Source organism: Paenibacillus sambharensis (genome assembly GCF_003233845.1).
In the GTDB taxonomy this organism is placed as follows: domain Bacteria; phylum Bacillota; class Bacilli; order Paenibacillales; family Paenibacillaceae; genus Paenibacillus_I; species Paenibacillus_I sambharensis.
The window spans coordinates 1-17,560 of the sequence record NZ_QKRB01000044.1 but is presented as its reverse complement, the minus strand read 5'-3'; the positions used below and the strand labels follow the sequence as shown (position 1 = coordinate 17,560).

19 protein-coding genes and 6 tRNA genes are annotated in these 17,560 nt (G+C 53.1%); 2 read left to right on the top strand and 23 right to left on the bottom strand.

Features of this window, described 5'->3' with window-relative positions; all coding sequences use genetic code 11:
• Positions 1 to 203 precede the first annotated feature (203 nt).
• The 9 genes from DNH61_RS11440 to DNH61_RS11400 form a co-directional block, all read right to left on the bottom strand.
• Positions 204 to 1,154: a ribose-phosphate diphosphokinase gene (locus tag DNH61_RS11440; RefSeq protein ID WP_111146801.1), complete on the bottom strand. Its 951-nt coding sequence runs from the start codon at positions 1,152 to 1,154 to the stop codon at positions 204 to 206.
• 183 nt (positions 1,155 to 1,337) lie between these two features.
• Positions 1,338 to 2,144 carry a histidinol-phosphatase HisJ gene (gene hisJ, locus DNH61_RS11435; RefSeq protein ID WP_111146800.1) on the bottom strand — a complete coding sequence of 269 codons (807 nt, stop codon included), beginning with the start codon at positions 2,142 to 2,144 and terminating at the stop codon, positions 1,338 to 1,340.
• Positions 2,145 to 2,164: 20 nt separating this feature from the next.
• Entirely contained in the window at positions 2,165 to 2,857 is a 693-nt protein-coding gene (gene hisIE / locus DNH61_RS11430; RefSeq protein WP_111146799.1) for a bifunctional phosphoribosyl-AMP cyclohydrolase/phosphoribosyl-ATP diphosphatase HisIE, read from the bottom strand.
• Positions 2,854 to 3,612 (bottom strand): imidazole glycerol phosphate synthase subunit HisF, encoded by a 759-nt coding sequence (gene hisF, locus DNH61_RS11425; protein WP_111146798.1) that lies wholly within the window; start codon positions 3,610 to 3,612, stop codon positions 2,854 to 2,856. Before hisF ends, hisIE begins: the two co-directional genes overlap by 4 nt.
• 106 nt (positions 3,613 to 3,718) lie before the next feature.
• The gene (gene hisH / locus DNH61_RS11420; RefSeq protein WP_111146797.1) at positions 3,719 to 4,333 is read right to left on the bottom strand and encodes an imidazole glycerol phosphate synthase subunit HisH; all 615 of its coding nucleotides are present in this window, start codon (positions 4,331 to 4,333) and stop codon (positions 3,719 to 3,721) included.
• Between the two features lie 5 nt (positions 4,334 to 4,338).
• Positions 4,339 to 4,935, bottom strand: coding sequence for an imidazoleglycerol-phosphate dehydratase HisB (hisB, locus tag DNH61_RS11415; RefSeq protein ID WP_111146796.1), 597 nt, complete (start codon positions 4,933 to 4,935; stop codon positions 4,339 to 4,341).
• An 88-nt stretch (positions 4,936 to 5,023) separates the two neighbouring features.
• Positions 5,024 to 6,319, bottom strand: a complete 1,296-nt coding sequence (gene hisD / locus DNH61_RS11410; protein WP_111146795.1) for a histidinol dehydrogenase — start codon at positions 6,317 to 6,319, stop codon at positions 5,024 to 5,026.
• Between the two features lie 48 nt (positions 6,320 to 6,367).
• Positions 6,368 to 7,009: an ATP phosphoribosyltransferase gene (gene hisG / locus DNH61_RS11405; protein WP_111146794.1), complete on the bottom strand. Its 642-nt coding sequence runs from the start codon at positions 7,007 to 7,009 to the stop codon at positions 6,368 to 6,370.
• Positions 7,006 to 8,244, bottom strand: a complete 1,239-nt coding sequence (locus DNH61_RS11400; RefSeq protein WP_111146793.1) for an ATP phosphoribosyltransferase regulatory subunit — start codon at positions 8,242 to 8,244, stop codon at positions 7,006 to 7,008. Before DNH61_RS11400 ends, hisG begins: the two co-directional genes overlap by 4 nt.
• Before the next feature lie 272 nt (positions 8,245 to 8,516).
• Here DNH61_RS11400 and DNH61_RS26610 point away from each other — a divergent pair, with 272 nt between their 5' ends.
• Both DNH61_RS26610 and DNH61_RS26745 read left to right on the top strand, forming a co-directional pair.
• The gene (locus DNH61_RS26610) at positions 8,517 to 8,624 is read left to right on the top strand and encodes a sporulation protein YjcZ (RefSeq protein ID WP_220036939.1); all 108 of its coding nucleotides are present in this window, start codon (positions 8,517 to 8,519) and stop codon (positions 8,622 to 8,624) included.
• Positions 8,625 to 8,696: 72 nt separating this feature from the next.
• Entirely contained in the window at positions 8,697 to 9,110 is a 414-nt protein-coding gene (locus tag DNH61_RS26745; RefSeq protein WP_245948147.1) for a hypothetical protein, read from the top strand.
• A gap of 99 nt (positions 9,111 to 9,209) precedes the next feature.
• On the opposite strand, the gene DNH61_RS11390 is transcribed toward DNH61_RS26745, so the two are convergent.
• The 14 genes from DNH61_RS11390 to DNH61_RS11325 all read right to left on the bottom strand — a co-directional run bounded on the left by DNH61_RS11390 (position 9,210) and on the right by DNH61_RS11325 (position 17,303).
• Positions 9,210 to 9,662, bottom strand: a complete 453-nt coding sequence (locus DNH61_RS11390; protein ID WP_111146792.1) for a hypothetical protein — start codon at positions 9,660 to 9,662, stop codon at positions 9,210 to 9,212.
• A 187-nt stretch (positions 9,663 to 9,849) separates the two neighbouring features.
• Positions 9,850 to 10,296, bottom strand: a complete 447-nt coding sequence (locus tag DNH61_RS11385; protein WP_425452242.1) for an acyltransferase — start codon at positions 10,294 to 10,296, stop codon at positions 9,850 to 9,852.
• A 47-nt stretch (positions 10,297 to 10,343) separates the two neighbouring features.
• Complete coding sequence (gene ppaX / locus DNH61_RS11380) at positions 10,344 to 11,012, bottom strand: pyrophosphatase PpaX (protein ID WP_111146790.1); 669 nt, start codon at positions 11,010 to 11,012, stop codon at positions 10,344 to 10,346.
• A complete protein-coding gene (gene lgt / locus DNH61_RS11375; RefSeq protein ID WP_111146789.1) occupies positions 10,990 to 12,102 on the bottom strand; it encodes a prolipoprotein diacylglyceryl transferase in 1,113 nt (370 codons plus the stop codon). Before lgt ends, ppaX begins: the two co-directional genes overlap by 23 nt.
• Positions 12,103 to 12,118: 16 nt before the next feature.
• Positions 12,119 to 13,057, bottom strand: coding sequence for an HPr(Ser) kinase/phosphatase (hprK, locus tag DNH61_RS11370; RefSeq protein ID WP_111146788.1), 939 nt, complete (start codon positions 13,055 to 13,057; stop codon positions 12,119 to 12,121).
• 206 nt (positions 13,058 to 13,263) lie between these two features.
• Positions 13,264 to 14,385, bottom strand: coding sequence for an ABC transporter ATP-binding protein (locus DNH61_RS11365; RefSeq protein WP_111146787.1), 1,122 nt, complete (start codon positions 14,383 to 14,385; stop codon positions 13,264 to 13,266).
• 90 nt (positions 14,386 to 14,475) lie between these two features.
• A complete protein-coding gene (locus DNH61_RS11360) occupies positions 14,476 to 15,603 on the bottom strand; it encodes a PucR family transcriptional regulator (protein WP_111146786.1) in 1,128 nt (375 codons plus the stop codon).
• 80 nt (positions 15,604 to 15,683) lie between these two features.
• Positions 15,684 to 16,631: an MraY family glycosyltransferase gene (locus DNH61_RS11355; RefSeq protein WP_245948146.1), complete on the bottom strand. Its 948-nt coding sequence runs from the start codon at positions 16,629 to 16,631 to the stop codon at positions 15,684 to 15,686.
• Between the two features lie 108 nt (positions 16,632 to 16,739).
• Positions 16,740 to 16,812, bottom strand: a tRNA-Lys gene (locus tag DNH61_RS11350).
• 12 nt (positions 16,813 to 16,824) lie between these two features.
• Positions 16,825 to 16,910, bottom strand: a tRNA-Tyr gene (locus DNH61_RS11345).
• A 30-nt stretch (positions 16,911 to 16,940) separates the two neighbouring features.
• A tRNA-Phe gene (locus DNH61_RS11340) sits at positions 16,941 to 17,016 on the bottom strand.
• Between the two features lie 17 nt (positions 17,017 to 17,033).
• Positions 17,034 to 17,110: transfer RNA gene (locus DNH61_RS11335), tRNA-Asp, on the bottom strand.
• A 31-nt stretch (positions 17,111 to 17,141) separates the two neighbouring features.
• A tRNA-Val gene (locus tag DNH61_RS11330) sits at positions 17,142 to 17,217 on the bottom strand.
• A gap of 9 nt (positions 17,218 to 17,226) precedes the next feature.
• Positions 17,227 to 17,303: transfer RNA gene (locus tag DNH61_RS11325), tRNA-Met, on the bottom strand.
• Positions 17,304 to 17,560: the final 257 nt, after the last annotated feature.

Sequence of the window (17,560 nt, the reverse complement as noted above, 5' to 3'; positions counted from 1 at the left end):
AGTATGTAAGCGAATGCGCCGGCATGCCCGAAGCATGCCAGCACATTCGCTCTGGTCAAATCCTTTACTGTCCCGGCACCACGGAAATGCTGCCAGCCGCCAGCCTGCACCCTGCCCCGCCGGCCGCACTAAGCAGTAGAGTCCTCCGTGTTCCGGGTATGCCGCAAACCGCGTTCGCGAAAGCTCTGCCCTAAGGCAGCCCCTTAGATTCCTGCGTTCTTGAACAGGGTGCTGATGGAGCCGCCTTCGATAATAATCCGGGTTGCTTCAGCCAGCATAGGCGCTACCGAGATCACCTTAAACCGGTCGGAGGTCAGCTCCGGCAGGAAGATTGAATCGGTCACGACAACTTCCTTGATATTCGGGTGATCAAGCCGCTGTACAGCCGGGCCCGAGAAGAGCGGATGCGTAGCGCATACGTAGATATCCTCCGCGCCGCGTTCCTTCAGACTCTCTACAACATTGACGATCGTCGTCCCTGTATCAATCAAGTCCTCAATAATAATCGGTGTCTGTCCTTCAACATCTCCGATTACGTGGGTAATGACGGACTCATTATGAGCAGGACGCTTCTTGATCATAATCGCGAACGGGGAATCCAGATAGTTGGCCAGCTTCTCGGCTGTCGATGCCCGTCCTGCATCCGGCGACACCACGACCGGATTTTTGATATTTTTCGACTTCAGATAATCGCTAATCAGGTCAAGGGCAGTCAAATGATCCACCGGAATGTTGAAGAAGCCCTGGATAGCCGGTGCATGCAGGTCCAGCGTAATGATACGGTCCACACCGACCGTTGTCAGCACATCTGCCAGCATCTTGGCCGAAATCGGCTCCCGCGGTGCTGCCTTGCGTTCCTGACGCGCATAGCCGTAATACGGCACAATGATATTGATGGTACGCGCTGAGGCACGTTTGGCTGCATCGATCATCACAAGCAGTTCTACGAAATTTTCGTTAATCGGATGTGAGAACGACTGGACAAGGAATACATCACAGTTACGGATTGTCTCTTCGTAGTGGACATAGACCTCACCGCTCTTGAAGCGGGAAATTTTGATTTTGCCGAGCGATACCCCTAATTCCTCACAGATTCTCTCGGCCAGCAGCGGGTTCGAAGAACCCGAGAAAATACGCACCTTATCGCTGAACATGATACCCTCCTGGAACATTTTGACCGGTCCTTGCGCGAATGCATGCTCTATCTGTCTATCCGCCTCTTGCAAGCGGCACGACCCTGATTTTACGAGCGGGACAATCGAAGCCTGCCCTCCATAGGCAGAACTAGTCCACCACCCGTCTTGTCAATTATCATTATACATTGATTTCACGATTTTTCAAAAATCGACTAGAAGGCGCTTTCGCCCGTCAAACGTAGCTAACTGCGTATATCCGACCTTTTTCAGAAGCGCACGCGCTTCCTCCAAATATTGGCCAAGCCTCTCCGGCTGATGCGCATCCGAACCAATGGTCGCCGGAATCCCCTGCTCATACGCATACTGCAGCATACGGGCGGAGGGGAACATCTCAGCGGCAGGCATCCGCAGGCCTGAAGCATTCAGCTCAATCGCGAGCCCGTGACGCTTCACCGCGTCAAGCGCGGCATTTTCCAGATGAGTGACATCACCCTCCGGCGCATAACCGAACCGCTTGATCACGTCAATATGTCCGATATAGTCGTAAAATCCGGTGGCTGCTGCCTTCTGCACGGCATCATAATACTGCTCATACACCGCCATCCGGTCACGTCCTTCCCAGCCCGCTGTCTGGCGGAAGTCGGTAATATCCCATTCTCCGAGAAAATGAACCGAACCGATTACGTAGTCCCAGGGATACGCGCGGATGATTCGTTCAATGTCCTCTTCATAGCCTTCAATATAATCGCCTTCCAGACCGACACGAATATCGATCCGGCCTTTATATTTCTCCTTCAGCTCGAGGCATTCCTCCACATAACGCGGCAGCTCGTCCATCGGCATCGCCATCTCCGGCAGATAGGTCGCAGGGTTGACATGAATCAGCGGCATATGATCGGAAAGACCGATCTGCGCCAAGCCGATTTCCATCCCCCTGATCACGTACTCCTCAAGGGAGCCAACCGCATGTCCGCAGCGTGCATGATGGGTATGATAATCGATTTTCATAGCGTCAGTACCGGCCTTTCTTAGCGCATTTTATTCGTTGTCGGTTTGTTATGGCGAGCCCCGAGCTCGCGCATGATTTCATCCAGCGGCAGTCCCCGTTCACGCAGCAGCACCATCAGGTGGAAAATAAGGTCAGCCGCTTCGCTGCGCAGCTCATCGTTATCCTGATTTTTGGCCGCGATGATGACTTCAGCCGACTCCTCGCCAATCTTCTTCAGAATCTTGTCGACACCCTTCTCGAACAGGTAGGTTGTATAGGTACCCTCCGGCCGTTCTGCATGGCGGCGGGCTATAATGGCCTCCAGCTCGTTCAGCATCCCGAAGCGATCCCCGCCTGCTGCCTCTGCAGCCGTAGTAGGCTGATCAGACTCGCCTCCAACCGGAATGCTGTTGAAGAAGCAGGTATACTGTCCGGTATGACAGGCCGCACCCTTCTGCTCCGCACGGACCAGCAGAGTATCCCCGTCGCAATCATAGTGCATGGACACAATCCGCTGCGTATGACCCGAGGTCGCACCCTTGTGCCACAGCTCGCCCCGCGAGCGGCTCCAGAACCAGGTCTCCCCGGACTCAATGGACCTTGCAAGCGACTCCCGGTTCATATAAGCCAGCATAAGCACTTCCTTGCTTACCGCATCCTGTACGATAGCTGGCACCAGTCCATCTTCATTCCAGCGTATCTGGCTTTCCAGCTCCCCAAGCGCTGTACTCATCGCACTTCCACTCCTTTGCCCCGCAGGTCTTCCTTGACCTCGCCGATCGTCATTTCCTTATAGTGAAAAATCGTAGCCGCAAGGCCTGCATCCGCATGACCTTCTTCGAATACATCGTAGAAGTGGTCAATTCTGCCGGCTCCGCCTGAGGCGATAACCGGGATGGAGACCAGATCGGAAACCGCACGTGTCAGCTTCAGGTCGAAGCCGTCCTTCGTCCCGTCTGCATCCATGCTGGTAAGCAGAATCTCGCCTGCTCCCAGCGACTCGACGCGCTTCACCCACTCCAGCGCCTTCAGCCCGGTCGCATTGCGGCCTCCATGAGTATAGACCTCCCACTCGCCCCACTCGGGGTTAAACTTCGCGTCAATTGCTACCACGATGCACTGCGAACCGAATTTGCGTGCTCCCTCAGAAACCAGTTCAGGACTGCGGATCGCCGCCGTGTTAATGCCGATCTTGTCGGCACCTGCCCGCAGCAGGCGCTTCATGTCATCCACATGGCCGATTCCCCCGCCTACAGTGAACGGGATCGTGATTTCACCCGCTGTCTGACGAACGACCTCAACCATCGTCGCCCTTCCTTCATGAGATGCCGATATATCCAGGAACACAAGCTCGTCCGCGCCTTCCCGGTCATAGGTTGCCGCCAGCTCCACCGGGTCCCCGGCATCCCGCAGGTTAACGAAATTTACGCCCTTCACGACCCGCCCGTCCTTCACATCAAGGCAGGGTATAATACGCTTAGCCAACATCCGTCATCTTCTCCTCTCACAGGCTGCAGGTGCTTGCAGCTTCCTATAGCCCCGGCCCCGCAGTAACCAGCTCCCTAATTGTCGCGCTGTCCCTCGAAAGCCGCCCTTACGCCTGCGGCCTGCCGCTGAGCTTAAGGAAGTTAGCCAGCAGCTGCATACCAAGCTCCCCGCTCTTCTCCGGGTGAAACTGCATGCCGTAGATGTTATCTCTTCCGACAATTGCCGTTACATGCTGGTAGTAGTCGGTTGTCGCAAGCAAATGCTCTTCCCGTTCCGGTCGTGCGTGGAAGGAATGAACGAAGTATACATGCCCTTCAGTCAGGCCCTCGAACAGCGGGCTGGTCTGCCTGAACTCCAGCTTGTTCCACCCCATATGCGGTATCTTGTAGCTGCCTTCGAAGCGGATCACACTGCCCGGCAGCAGGCCTAGGCCCGCATTGGCGCCGTGCTCCTCACCGGAGGTGAACAGCAGCTGCATGCCGAGACAGATGCCAAGCAGCGGCTTTCCTGAGGCTGCATAGCGCTGTGTCACCTCATCCAGTCCGGTATCCCGAAGGTTTTGCATTGCATCCCCGAAAGCCCCGACACCGGGAAGAATAGCGGCATCTGCAGACATAATGGCCGCCTCATCCGAAGCTAGGACTGCCTCATAACCAAGCCGTTCAATCGCCTTGCTGACGCTGTGCAGGTTGCCCATGCCGTAATCGATGATGGCAATCATGATGCTTACAGCACTCCCTTCGTCGAAGGCACTCCTTGCACGCGTGGATCAATGGTAGTGGCTTCATCAATAGCACGTCCCAGAGCCTTGAACACCGCTTCGATCATGTGGTGGGTGTTCTTGCCGTAGTGCACAATGACATGCAGCGTGATGCGCGACTCCAGCGCAAGCTTCCACAGAAACTCATGGACCAGCTCGGTATGAAAACTGCCCACCGTCGAAGACGGATACTCTGCCCGGTACTCGAAATGCGGCCGGTTGCTCACATCAATAACGACCTGTGCCAGCGCCTCATCCATAGGGACGAACACACTGGCATACCGTTTAATGCCCCGCTTGTCACCAAGCGCCTCCCGCAGCGTCTGGCCGAGACAGATGCCGATGTCCTCTACGGTGTGGTGATCATCAATGTCGACATCCCCCCGCGCTTCAACCTTCAGGTCAAACTGGCCATGCTTCGTGAACAAATCCAGCATATGATTCAGGAACGGCACATCGGTCTCAATCTCGGACTGGCCTGTGCCATCCACCGCAAAGGATAGCTTGATATCCGTTTCGTTCGTCTTGCGCGCTACGTCCGCCGCACGTCTTGCCTCTGTCATCGGTTGACCCTTCTTTCCCTGTAAAATGTAAGCAGGCGGGCGGGCTGCCCGCGCTCCCCTGCGTGTTTAACCTCTAGCTACTCTCGCTCTATTTGCCCTTGCCGCCCTCACGCTCCAGTCGGATCTCTACCGCTCTCGCGTGGCCTTCCAGCCCTTCGTGGCGGGCCAGCGTTATAATCTTCTCGCCGCTTGCCATCAAGGCTTCCTTGCTATAATAAATCAGGCTTGATTTCTTAAGGAAATCATCCACATTGACCGGAGATGAGAAACGCGCCGTGCCATTAGTGGGAATGATATGGTTCGGACCGGCAAAATAATCGCCAACCGGCTCCGAGCTGTAAGGGCCGAGGAAGATCGCCCCGGCATTCTCGATCATGCCCAGATAGCGCATCGGGTCCTCTGTCATCACTTCCAGATGCTCCGGCGCAAGCCGGTTAACGACGGCAATGCCTTCCTCAATCGAGCCTACCGTCAGGATCGCGCCATAATCATCGATTGACCTGCGGGCAATCGCCTCTCTTGGCAGCTCAGCGAGCTGCTTCTCCACCTCTGACGCAACCGCTTCAGCCAGCTTCTGCGATGGGGTTACCAGGATTGCGGAAGCCATCTCGTCATGCTCGGCCTGGGAGAGGAGATCCGCTGCCACATAGGACGGGTCTGCGGAATCGTCCGCGAGCACGATGATCTCACTGGGTCCGGCAATGCTGTCGATATTGACGGCACCGAAGACCAGCCGCTTGGCAAGTGCGACATAGATATTGCCGGGACCGCATATTTTATCGACTGGAGGTATTGATGACGTGCCGTAAGCGAGCGCGGCAACGGCCTGCGCCCCGCCCACGCGATACATCTCCTTCACACCCGCTTCAGCCGCCGTTACGAGTATGTAAGGGTCTATGCCTTCCTTGCCGCCTGTAGACGGCGGTGTGACCATCACAATCTCCGGCACACCGGCAACCTGGGCTGGGATGACATTCATCAATACGGAGGAAGGATACGCTGCTTTGCCCCCCGGCACATACAGGCCAACCCGCTTCAGCGGGCGCATAATCTGACCCAGCATCGATCCGTCCGGCTGCAGATCCATCCACGATTTACGCATTTGCTTCTCATGGAAGGCCCGGATATTTACAGCAGCCTCACGGATCGCGATTAGAAAATCGGAATCCACCCGATCATAAGCCGCCTGTATCTCCTCTTCCGGTACACGCAGGGAACCGGCTTCGAGCCGCACGCCGTCGAACTGCTCCGTATACCGCAGCAGGGCAGCGTCCCCTTCCTTCTGAACCGCTGCGACGATCTGGCGGACCGCCTCATTCTGTTCAGGCGTGCCGTACTCCACCTCGCGCTTCAATTGAAATTGATCTGCAGCCAATATGCGCATCCTCTACCCCTCCCAAAATCACTCTTGTTCACTTATTATAACGGTCTATCAGACCTTAGCCGAGATCGTCTGCTGCAGCCGGTCACACAAGCTTTGGATCGCCTCGTTCTTCATCCGGTAGCTGACACGGTTGGCAATCAGTCTGCTCGTAATGCCGAAGATGGATTCCATCTCCACCAGTCCGTTCTCCCGCAGCGTCTGCCCCGTCTCCACCATATCGACGATCCGGTCTGCCAGTCCGATCAGCGGCGCCAGCTCAATGGATCCGTTCAGCTTAATAACCTCCACCTGCTGGCCCTGCTCCCGGAAATACTGCGACGCCACGTTCGGATACTTGGTCGCCACACGCGGATGAATAACCGGCTTCCAGTCCGGCAATCCAATGACTGACATCCGGCACTTCGCAATACCAAGATCGAGCAGCTCATAGACATCCTTGTTCTCTTCCATTAGTACATCTTTGCCGACAATGCCGATATCAGCTACGCCGTATTCCACATAAGTTGGCACATCCACCGGCTTGGCCATGATGAAAGCCATACCCGCTTCAGGAGCCTCGATAATCAGCCTCCGTGTATCGTCAAAATCCTCTGGTATCGGCAGGCCCGCCTCCCGGAACAGCTTGGAGGCCTGTTTGTAGATTCGGCCCTTCGGCATCGCTACCTTCAACAATTCCTCATTACCGCTCATTTGTCTGCAAGCCCCCTTTGTCGTCCTGTCAGCCGCTCCGGCTCGCTCCCGAAGAACCCGGCATAGGATCCGTAAGCCGTTCCTTTATAGACAAGCTGACCCGAGCTATCAGCCGCAGGACGGTCCTTGGACTCCATCTGTTCGGTTATAACGGTATGCCCATCAGCCCTTAGGATCAGGGCTTCCTTAAGCGCCTCTGCGCGGCCGGCTGCGTTATACCCGATAAGGATCCGCTGTTCTTCTCCGGATGCGTCATCACCGATCAGCTCCACAATTCTGGTGGTTTTCAGCGCAAAGCCTGTAGCCGGAGCCGGGCGTCCAAACTGCTTCAGCAGGTTATCATAACGTCCGCCGCTTACGACAGGGAAGCCCAGATCTGCCGCATACCCTTCAAAGGTCATCCCCGTATAATAAGAAAAATCACCGATCATGGTTAGGTCAATGAGCACATGCTCGGTTACGCCATACGCCTGCAGCACATTCCACATCTCACAGAGATGGTTAATCGATGCGCGGGCTGTCGGGTCGCTGCTGAGATTCAGCGCCTGCGCACAGACCTCCTGCCCGCCCCTTAACCGAAGAATGTCCTCAAGCTCCTGGCGCACCGGACCGGACAGCGACAGATTGTGCAGCTGCTCGCGGTAGCCCACATAATCGCGGCCCAGCAAGCAGGCCTTCAGCGCCTCCTGTGCGCCGTCCCGACCTTGAAGGGTTTCCTCGAATAAGCCATTCAGGAAGCCAACATGGCCAATAGCGATTTTGAAGCGCTGTACGCCTGCTGCCTTAAGGGATGCAATGGCAAGCGCCACGACTTCGGCATCCGCTTCTGCAGATGGGTCCCCAACGAGCTCCACGCCCGTCTGGTAAAACTCCGCCTCTCTGCCTGCCTCTTCCTCAATGGCTCTGAACACATTGGAATGATAGGACAGACGGAGCGGGAATGGAGCTTCTTTAAGCAAGGAAGAGACTACACGCGCGATCGGTGCCGTCATATCAGAGCGCAGCACAAGCGTCGTCCCCCGATTGTTCAGCAGCTTGAACAGCTTGGAGTCGGACGTGCTGCTAGCCACGCCAACTGTATCGTAATATTCCATTGTAGGTGTCATGATCTGTTCATATCCCCAGCGATGCATACAATCCAGCACATGTCGCTCGATATGGCGCAGCTTGGAGACCGCTTCCGGCAGATAGTCCTTCACACCGGTCGGTTTTTCAAATACTTTCGGTTTGGACATCACGATTCACCTTCAGTCACTTTAGTGTGTTAATGTACTACCATGTTACCATACTGCCAAAATAAAGGATAGTCGATATCGTAACATGACAGCTTCCCCTCCGTCAAGAACCGCAATCAACTCAGCATTCAAGCAGGCTTGTCCACCATTTACCCAGGCAGCTTCTTCCGCCTATTTAGGATGAAACTCCTGTAATTAAAGGCAGGCGTACAATCGGAATAGTGCCCCCCGCATAAGATGGTCTATCGAATAAAGAAAGGAGTGACCGCGTGATGACACATGGAGTTGGCGCAGGCTTTGGTGGAGGCTTCACAAGCACAGGGGCGATTCTGGTACTCTTCATTCTGCTGGTTATCATCAGCCGCTCACTGCTTGTTTAACCTTTGATACTTGTCCCAGCCATCGGTCGCAAGGCCGATGGCTTTTTCTAAGAAATCAGGAGGTGAATACACATGCACATGATTGCCTGCCATCCCATTATCGAGGATGCCATCCATCCTCATTGCGGGCGAACCGTTCTGGCTATGACTCATTCTGGTGATCTCTTCACGGGTGTAATGGACCGTGTTCAGGATGGCGTCGTCTACTTTAAGCCGCCTGCAGGTGTTCCTCAGGCAGCGATCCAGCAATTTCGTAAACAAGCAGCCGCACATCCTGCCGTTAAACGGCTTCGTAAACGCAAGAATGCCAAGGCATCGACTTCCGGCAGCAAAATGAAGAAAGCCGGAACGAAAGCTTTCGGCTTAGGCTATCCGGGATATGGTTTCGGCGGCTATGGCTATCCTGGCTATGGCTTCGGAGCCGGACTCGGTTTTGCCATCCCGTTATTCCTTCTCGCCGCACTGTTCGCTGCCCCATTCTTCTAAGAGAAGCCCGCTTGCCAGGCTGGGAGACGTCTTCCGGGAAAGGTGTACGCCGCGGTCGGTGTGCGCCTTTTCCCTTTGACCCGGGTAGCCTTGTATTCTTTAATACCGGATTCGGATCTCGTGAAACCGGTTTTCAGGCGGCCGTTTGCGAAATGTAAGCTGCAGAATTCCGCTGCGGTAAACAGCTCTGCCGCTGGTAGGCTCCACAACCGAACGAAACCGGATTAAAGCTGGAATATGCGGAGGAGCACCTTCCAGCTTAAGCGATTCTTCCCCAGCGTATGTCCTAATATCGGGAGACATATAGGGCAGCGGAATCTTAATGATCACATTCTTATGGGTTTCAAACTGCTCAACTCTCGAGCTTCCCCCGCTTCTTCGTGGTTCGGCAGATGTTCTTACAGCTCCGCGGAATGCCCGGTCCATCGCTTCCTTGACGAAGCCTTCCACCCAAGAGGTATCCGCTGCTGTATTCTGATCTCCCTGCAGCTGCTCCATAAATTCAAAGGGGTTCCAGTTGTTTGCGCCTTGTTCCGGTTTATATGAGTTCATAGCCTAACCCTCGCTTATTCCTGCCCATTCGCATTACCCCCAAGCTGGTATGCCGCCCATCACCACAGTATATGCCCAAGACAGCAGGGGGTGTCACCGGGTAGCCGTCCTCTGCTCACGCATAAAACAAAATCCGGCTGAAATCCAGCCGGACATTACGGTTTATTTTACACGCTTGCTGCCTGACTCAAGCCTCTTCTCTGTCAGGTGCACGGATCACCTTAATCGGGTTGCCTCCGACGAATGAGTATGGCTCGACGTCCTTATGAACAATTGAGCCTGCAGCAATGATTGCCCCGTCCCCAATGGTTACACCGGGCAATATCGTCGTATTAGCTCCGACCATAACCCCGCTCCCAATCCGGACATGCCCTAGCCGGTACTCCCGGATCAAATACTCATGCGTGAGAATAGTCGTGTTGTAGCCAATGATGGAATTATCTCCAATCTCGATTCTTTCCGGGAAGAAGACATCTACCATGACCATAAGGGCAAACGAGGTGTGCCTGCCCACCTTCATGCCAAGGATGCGCCGATAAATCCAGTTCTTAACGGGCAGGGACGGGCAGTAGCGGGACAGCTGAATGAAAATAAAATTTCGTACCGCCTTGAAGCGGCTGACCGTCCGGTACATTTGCCAGAGGGCATTAGGACCCTCAACAGGGTACCGTTCGACATTCCTCAAGCTGTCACACGCTCCAGGCCTACCAGCTCGTATAGATCGCGCATGTCGTGAATGATATGGTTGGCCCCCGCATCTCTAAGCACCTTCTCACCCTTCAGTGACCATGCAACACCGACCGAAACAGCACCCGCTTCGTTGGCCGCCTGAATATCCACGACGCTGTCCCCTACCATCAGCGTGGCCGCTGGTTCAGCATCCAGCTCCCTGATCGCATTCAGCACAGGCTCAGGATGCGGCTTCGGATGCTGGACATCGTCTACTGTAATAACCGACTGGACATAATCCCGAAGACCGACATAAGCAAGTCCACGGTCAGTCGTCAGCCTCATCTTCGTTGTCACAATTCCCTGCTTGAAGCCTGATTTGTGCAGACGCTCCATGACTTCATTCACATAGGGGAAGGTAGTCACCAAATCATCGTGCAGACGGAGATTGATCTCCCGGTACGTCGCAATCAGATGGGACACATCCTCAAGTCCCGAGAACTTCTGCATCTGGTATGCCAATGGCATACCCATGCTGGGAATCATGTGCTCCCTGCTGAAATCAGCCGGGACAATGTCTTTCAGTGCATGCATGAAGGACTGTATGATCAACTCGTTGGTATCTAGAATGGTACCGTCCAGATCGAACAATACCGTATTAATTCTTGTCTTTGCTGTCATCGTTCTCTCCTTCCCGGCCTTCCTCACGGGGTTCTTGCTTCTCATAAGCCTCCCCCTGCTTCGGCCGGTCAGCTTCTTTTTCGGCAGCAAGCGGCGTGATCATAATAGGAACCCCCTGCTCCGCAGCATCCTTGGCGGGTGTGGATTCCTCTGCTGTACCGCCGGCCGGTCTTCCTGTCTTGAAGTTAATCATCGGGTCCAGATAACGCTCGGAAGCCGCACCGCTCTTGCGGCGATAAATGATTAATACGATACCGCCCAGAACAAGCAGGATCGCCATGAGCTGGGACGTACGGACATTACCATAGGCAGGGTCAAGATATCCCGCTTCGAAGATAGTAGTCATCGGAGACCAGAGCGCATCTACAACAGAATCCAGCCATCCTGGCCCCTGGAATGCCAGGCTGTCAGTCCGGAGTCCTTCCACGTAGAATCTTCCGATCGAGTACCAGATAAAATACGATATTAACAGCTCCCCAGCTCGCAGGAACGATTGCCTGCGCAAGATGAAGAGGAGGATAAGTCCGGCAAGATTCCATAACGACTCATAAAGAAAGGTAGGATGGTGGTATATTCCCTGAACATTCATCTGATCCACTATCCAGGCAGGCAAATGCAGTGTGTCCCGCAGGAAGCTCTCCTCAACCGGGCCGCCATATGCCTCCTGATTGACGAAATTGCCCCAGCGGCCAATCATTTGCCCCGCAATCAGGGAAGGTGCGCATATATCCGCTACTCTCCAGAAGCTGTAGCCCTTTGATCTTATGTATATATACCCGCAGAGCAGCGCCCCGATCAGCGCGCCGTAAATGGCTATGCCGCCCTCCCAAATAGCGAATATGCCCCACAGATTGTCGCGGTATTCGTCCCACTTGAAGGCGACATAATAGAGTCTTGCACCGATTATGGCGGAAGGTACACCGAACAACAGCAAATCCATGAAAAACTCGGACGGCAGCCCGAACCGTTTGCCTTCCCTGATGGCCAGTATCAAACCAGCCAAAGCACCCAGACCCAAAATAATACCGTACCAGTGCACGGTTAATGGGCCCAGGGAGAAGGCAACGGGATCCAATCTCATTGCAAACATGCGTTACGCTCCTTTATTATTCATAATCATCCATATCATCTGCAATGGTTTCGGTCAGCTTGTTGGTGAACTGCAGAGCCGCATTATACCCCATCCGCTTCAGCCGGAAATTCATAGCAGCCACTTCAATAATTACAGCAAGGTTACGGCCCGGTCTTACCGGTACGGTTACAAGCGGCACATCCGTATCAATAATTCTCGTTGTGTCCTCATCAAGACCTAGCCGGTCGTATTGTTTTTCCTGCTGCCAGTTCTCAAGCTTAATAACAACACTGATCCGTTTTTGCGTGCGGACAGCCCCTGCCCCGAACAGCGTCATCACGTTAATAATACCAAGACCGCGGATTTCCAGCAGATGCCGGATCAGCTCCGGCGCAGAGCCGTGCAGCTGGCCGTCCGAGGTTTGTTTGATCTCCACTGCATCGTCGGCGACAAGCCGATGCCCGCGCTTAACAAGCTCTAGGGCAGTTTCACTCTTGCCGATACCACTGGAACCGGTGATCAGCATGCCTATCCCGTAGATGTCCACTAGAACACCATGAATCGTTGCCGTAGGAGCCAGCTTTCGTTCCAGGAAACCGGTAATCCGGCTGATCAGGAAGGTCGTGGCTGCCTGACTGCGAAGCAGCGGAATCTTCTTCGCCTCAGCTTGCTCCAGCAGCTCCTGAGGGGCTTCTATACCGCGGGTGATAATAATGCACGGCGTCTCTTCGTGACAGAGCCTCTCCAGCCGCTCTGTACGCTCCGTACTATCCAGTGTTTCCATGAAGGCAAGCTCTGTCTTACCCAATATCTGTACCCGCTCAGTCGGATGGTAATGAAAATAACCGGCCATCTCGAGACCCGGACGATACAGGTCATCAACCGTGATGCCCCTCTTCAGTCCATCTTCTCCGGCTATTATCTCCAGATTGAATTGTTGAATTAATTCGGATACTTTTACTCGTTTAGGCACGGATGTGGCCTCCTTATACCTGTACTAATCGGCTCAGTACAGAGGGTCTCATTTATCCAATGTATTCATCGTAAAGGAATTGAACGCCGAAATCAACGTTTAGCCTCCTGAAGCTTCAGACTGTAGGATAGCAGCTTAGCCTTGTTCGTCGTTATAAAAAAGCCGTCCCTTACGGGACGGCTTCAGTAAGGCTTACTCAGCCTGTATTAGCTTTCGAAGACATTCAGCTCTGTTTGCAGGTCGAACATGTGGATCTTGTTCATGTCGATCGCAAGCTTGACGTTGCTGCCTTCTTTAATATCAGAACGGCCATCTACACGTCCGATAACTGTGTCGTTACCGATACCGTTCAGGTAGATATTCTTCTCGTGACCAAGGTTCTCAACAACCTCAGCCAGAGCCGTTACGATGCTGCCAGGGGATGCTTCCAGGAATACAGGCTCATCGTGAAGGTCTTCAGGACGAACGCCGATGATAACTTCTTTGCCTACGTAACCCTTCTCGCGTACGATCTTCGCTCTACCTTCAGTAAGTGCGATATCGATTCCTGTTGTCTTGAAATGAACCGATCCGCCTTGCTCTGTCAGCGAACCTTTGATGAAGTTCATCGAAGGCGAGCCGATAAAGCCGGCAACGAAGATGTTGACTGGATGATTGTAAAGCTCATCCGGAGAAGCTGCTTGCTGGATGATACCGTCTTTCATAACTACGATCCGGTCACCCATTGTCATCGCTTCAATCTGGTCATGCGTTACGTAGATAACGGTTGTTTCCAGACGTTTAGCCAGCTTACTGATCTCAGCACGCATCTGACCGCGCAGCTTAGCATCAAGGTTGGAGAGCGGTTCGTCCATCAGGAACACTTGTGGTTCACGGACAATCGCACGGCCCAGGGCAACACGCTGACGCTGACCACCGGAAAGTGCCTTCGGCTTACGGTCAAGCAGGTGCTCAATATCGAGAATCTTAGCGGCTTCACGAACACGCTTGTCGATATCGGCTTTCTTAAACTTACGCAGCTTCAAGCCAAATGCCATGTTCTGGTAAACGTTCATGTGCGGGTACAATGCGTAGGACTGGAACACCATTGCGATATCGCGGTCTTTCGGTGCTACGTCGTTTACAAGACGGTCGCCAATGAACAGCTTGCCTTCGGAAATTTCTTCGAGACCAGCAATCATCCGCAGTGTCGTGGATTTACCACAACCCGACGGGCCAACGAGTACGAGGAACTCTTTATCTTTAATATCGAGATTAACGTCCTTAACGGATGCATTATCGGAACCGGGATATTTCTTGTAGACATGCTCTAAGCGTACGCCTGCCATGTTCATTTCCCCCTAAACGATTGATTTCTTAACTGACTTAATAGTATCGCAATATGGGGGAAATGGATATGCACATACTATACAAAAAAACTACTTTCTTTTCGTTACTTTATACAATAACAATATAATCTTGACGAGAACCGCATCCCGGAACAGCCGGACATCAAGCCCTGTATCCTGTTTCAGCTTGTCCAGTCTGTACAAAAGCGTATTTCGATGGATGTATAGCTTCTTGGCCGTATCACTAACATTGCAATTCATACTGAAGAAGGTTTCCAGCGTCGTGATAATTTCAGGCTCCAGCAGCAGATCGGACCGGTTCACAACAAGCTCAATATAACGGTGCCTCTGTTCCTCCGGGATGCCATTAAGCAGCCGTTCCAGGGAAAGCATCCAGGGAAAATGGATATTCTCGCCGATATGATATTTACGGCCCAGCGAGATTGTCTCCCGCAGGGTAGCTGCCGTATCGACAATCGACTCCGCCGGGATGATCGGGTAATCAACCGCCACATGGCATTCGCCTACCCATTCGTTCGCCAGCATGCCATGAAGTCCGGAACAGATGCCGGTAAGCATATCATCAGCCGTCTCACCTTCTTCATCCATCCGGCTTTCAGCCATGTCCTCCCTAAGAATAGACGCCGGGCCTAATATAAGCCATTCCTGCTCCTGCAGAGGAATGATCATGACTTCTTCCTCGAAGAAGGATTGAAGCAGCTTTTCCAGGCCTTCATGCTCAGAGTGAGCAGTCCCCTGCTCGCGCACAATAAGGAAAGGAATCATCTCGTGCTCCAAACGGCTGCTTGTATAATCAATAGGAACCGGATTAGTCCTCTTGCCGGACTCCAGCTGTTCCTTAACCCATCTGCCAAGCTCCAGAGCGATCCGCTCCTTTTCAGCTGCCGGCTTTCCGCCTTCCGGCTTATGCTCTAGCGCTGCCTGACGGATGATAATGCTAAGCAGCTGCTGCTCCCGGTGGGTTATAACGTCGGTTAGTTCAACATATTCTATCTGCTCAGGCTTCTTGCTCACCAAGAAACGGACAGTTCCATTCTTCGTTCGATAGGGAGTTCCCATCTCTAATGCCTGATTCTCCATTTGTTCAGGAAGGGCGCTTTCCTCCAAATCTTTGAGCCACTCCGATTTCTTAACTGTCTTGGTAGAGAACGTATGAGGAAATAATGATTCCAGCTGGTTTCGCCAAGATGCATTCATGTTTAGGCAGCTCCTATCCGGTGTCACCTGTTTTTTGCCATTGTATCATAACCGGAGCTTGCCTATAAATGCCTTCTGGTTTATCCAGCGGCCAGCAGCAGTACAATGGACAGCAGGGAAAACACGATAGCGAGCAAATACATAAACGATACCGTTTGGATTTGGGTCAGTCCCCAGCGCATCAGCACATGATGAGTATGCAGCTTATCCGCTTTGTGCAGCTCTCTGCCCTCCATAGCCCGCCGCATCATGACTACGAGCGTATCCATGATTGGAACACCTAATGCCAGGAAAGGGATAAACGTTGTAATGAAGGTTGTGCCTTTGAAGGTGCCTTGGACAGCAATGACTGCAAGCGTATATCCCAAGAAGGCTGCCCCTGCATCCCCCATAAAAATACGGGCTGGGTAGAAGTTGTAGGTCAGAAATGCTGCACAAGCACCAAAGACAATTAGAGCCAAGACAGCCGTATCCATATTCCCTTTCACAAAAGCTGCAACAAACAGGGTCAACGAGGAAATCATACATACACCCGCCGCCAGACCATCTACACCATCGATGAAGTTGACCATATTAATCATGGCGAATATCCATAGAACGGTAGCAACCCCAGACAGCCAGTAGGGGAAAATAAACATTCCTCCCGGACCAGGATTGGTCAGCCCGAGTACCCGGATATCCAGGACAACCGGCACAATGGCAGCCGTTGTGTATACAATGATTCTTGGCCAGACCGGAAAGTCTATCCCGCGTGACTTGGTAATATCATCGAGTAAACCAATTGCAACGATCAGCAGGCCGCCAATTGCAATGGCTTCTGTTAAGTCATGTACCCCAGTGAACAACCAGAGCGACACAATTGTACCGACATAAATGGCAGTACCGCCAAGCAGGGGAACCGGCAAGGAATGGATCTTGCGTGCTCCTGGGCGGTCTACAACCCCATACCGGATTGCAATCTTCTTCATGAAGGGAACTGCTGCATATACAATACCGAACGAAGTGATTGCGGCAAGCCAAAAAACCAAGACTTCACACCCCTTTCGGATGTAGCATGCCCACGAGCATGAAGAAGTACGCCTAGATATAACAAAACCCCTTGCGGGGATCCGCAAGGGGTTAAGACTGAAACGTTATGAGCCATGTAGGACTCGAACCTACGACACCCTGATTAAAAGTCAGGTGCTCTACCAACTGAGCTAATGGCTCTTGATTTAAAACTGGTGGAGGGCGATGGATTCGAACCACCGAACTCGTAAGAGAACAGATTTACAGTCTGCTGCGTTTGGCCACTTCGCTAGCCCTCCATGTAATCCACCAGCCATATTTGGCTTAAATGGTGGCTCGGGACGGAATCGAACCGCCGACACGAGGATTTTCAGTCCTCTGCTCTACCAACTGAGCTACCGAGCCGTACCTTATAAGAAAAATGGCGGAGCTGACGGGATTCGAACCCGCGGTCTCCTGCGTGACAGGCAGGCATGTTAGGCCTCTACACCACAGCTCCACAGTTAAAACCGAAAATCGGCAAAAAAAAATGGTGGACGCTGACGGGATCGAACCGCCGACCCTCTGCTTGTAAGGCAGATGCTCTCCCAGCTGAGCTAAGCGTCCTTATAAAGTTGGTAGCGGCAGAGGGGATCGAACCCCCGACCTCACGGGTATGAACCGTACGCTCTAGCCAGCTGAGCTATGCCGCCACATTGGTCCGATGATTGTAAGCTTGTCCAAATGGCCCATCGGTTAACCATTCAGATCAGGTAAAGACTTGATCAACTGTCTATATAAGCATTCTCGCACCAACTACACAGGGGTAATCTAGCGTATTTGCTTACACCCTGAAAACCGGATGCGAATGAAGTTATAGAACTTAGCTGGTTTGTTTGTTCTTAATAGGATAAGCCCTCGACCGATTAGTATTCGTCAGCTGCACGCATTGCTGCGCTTCCACCCCGAA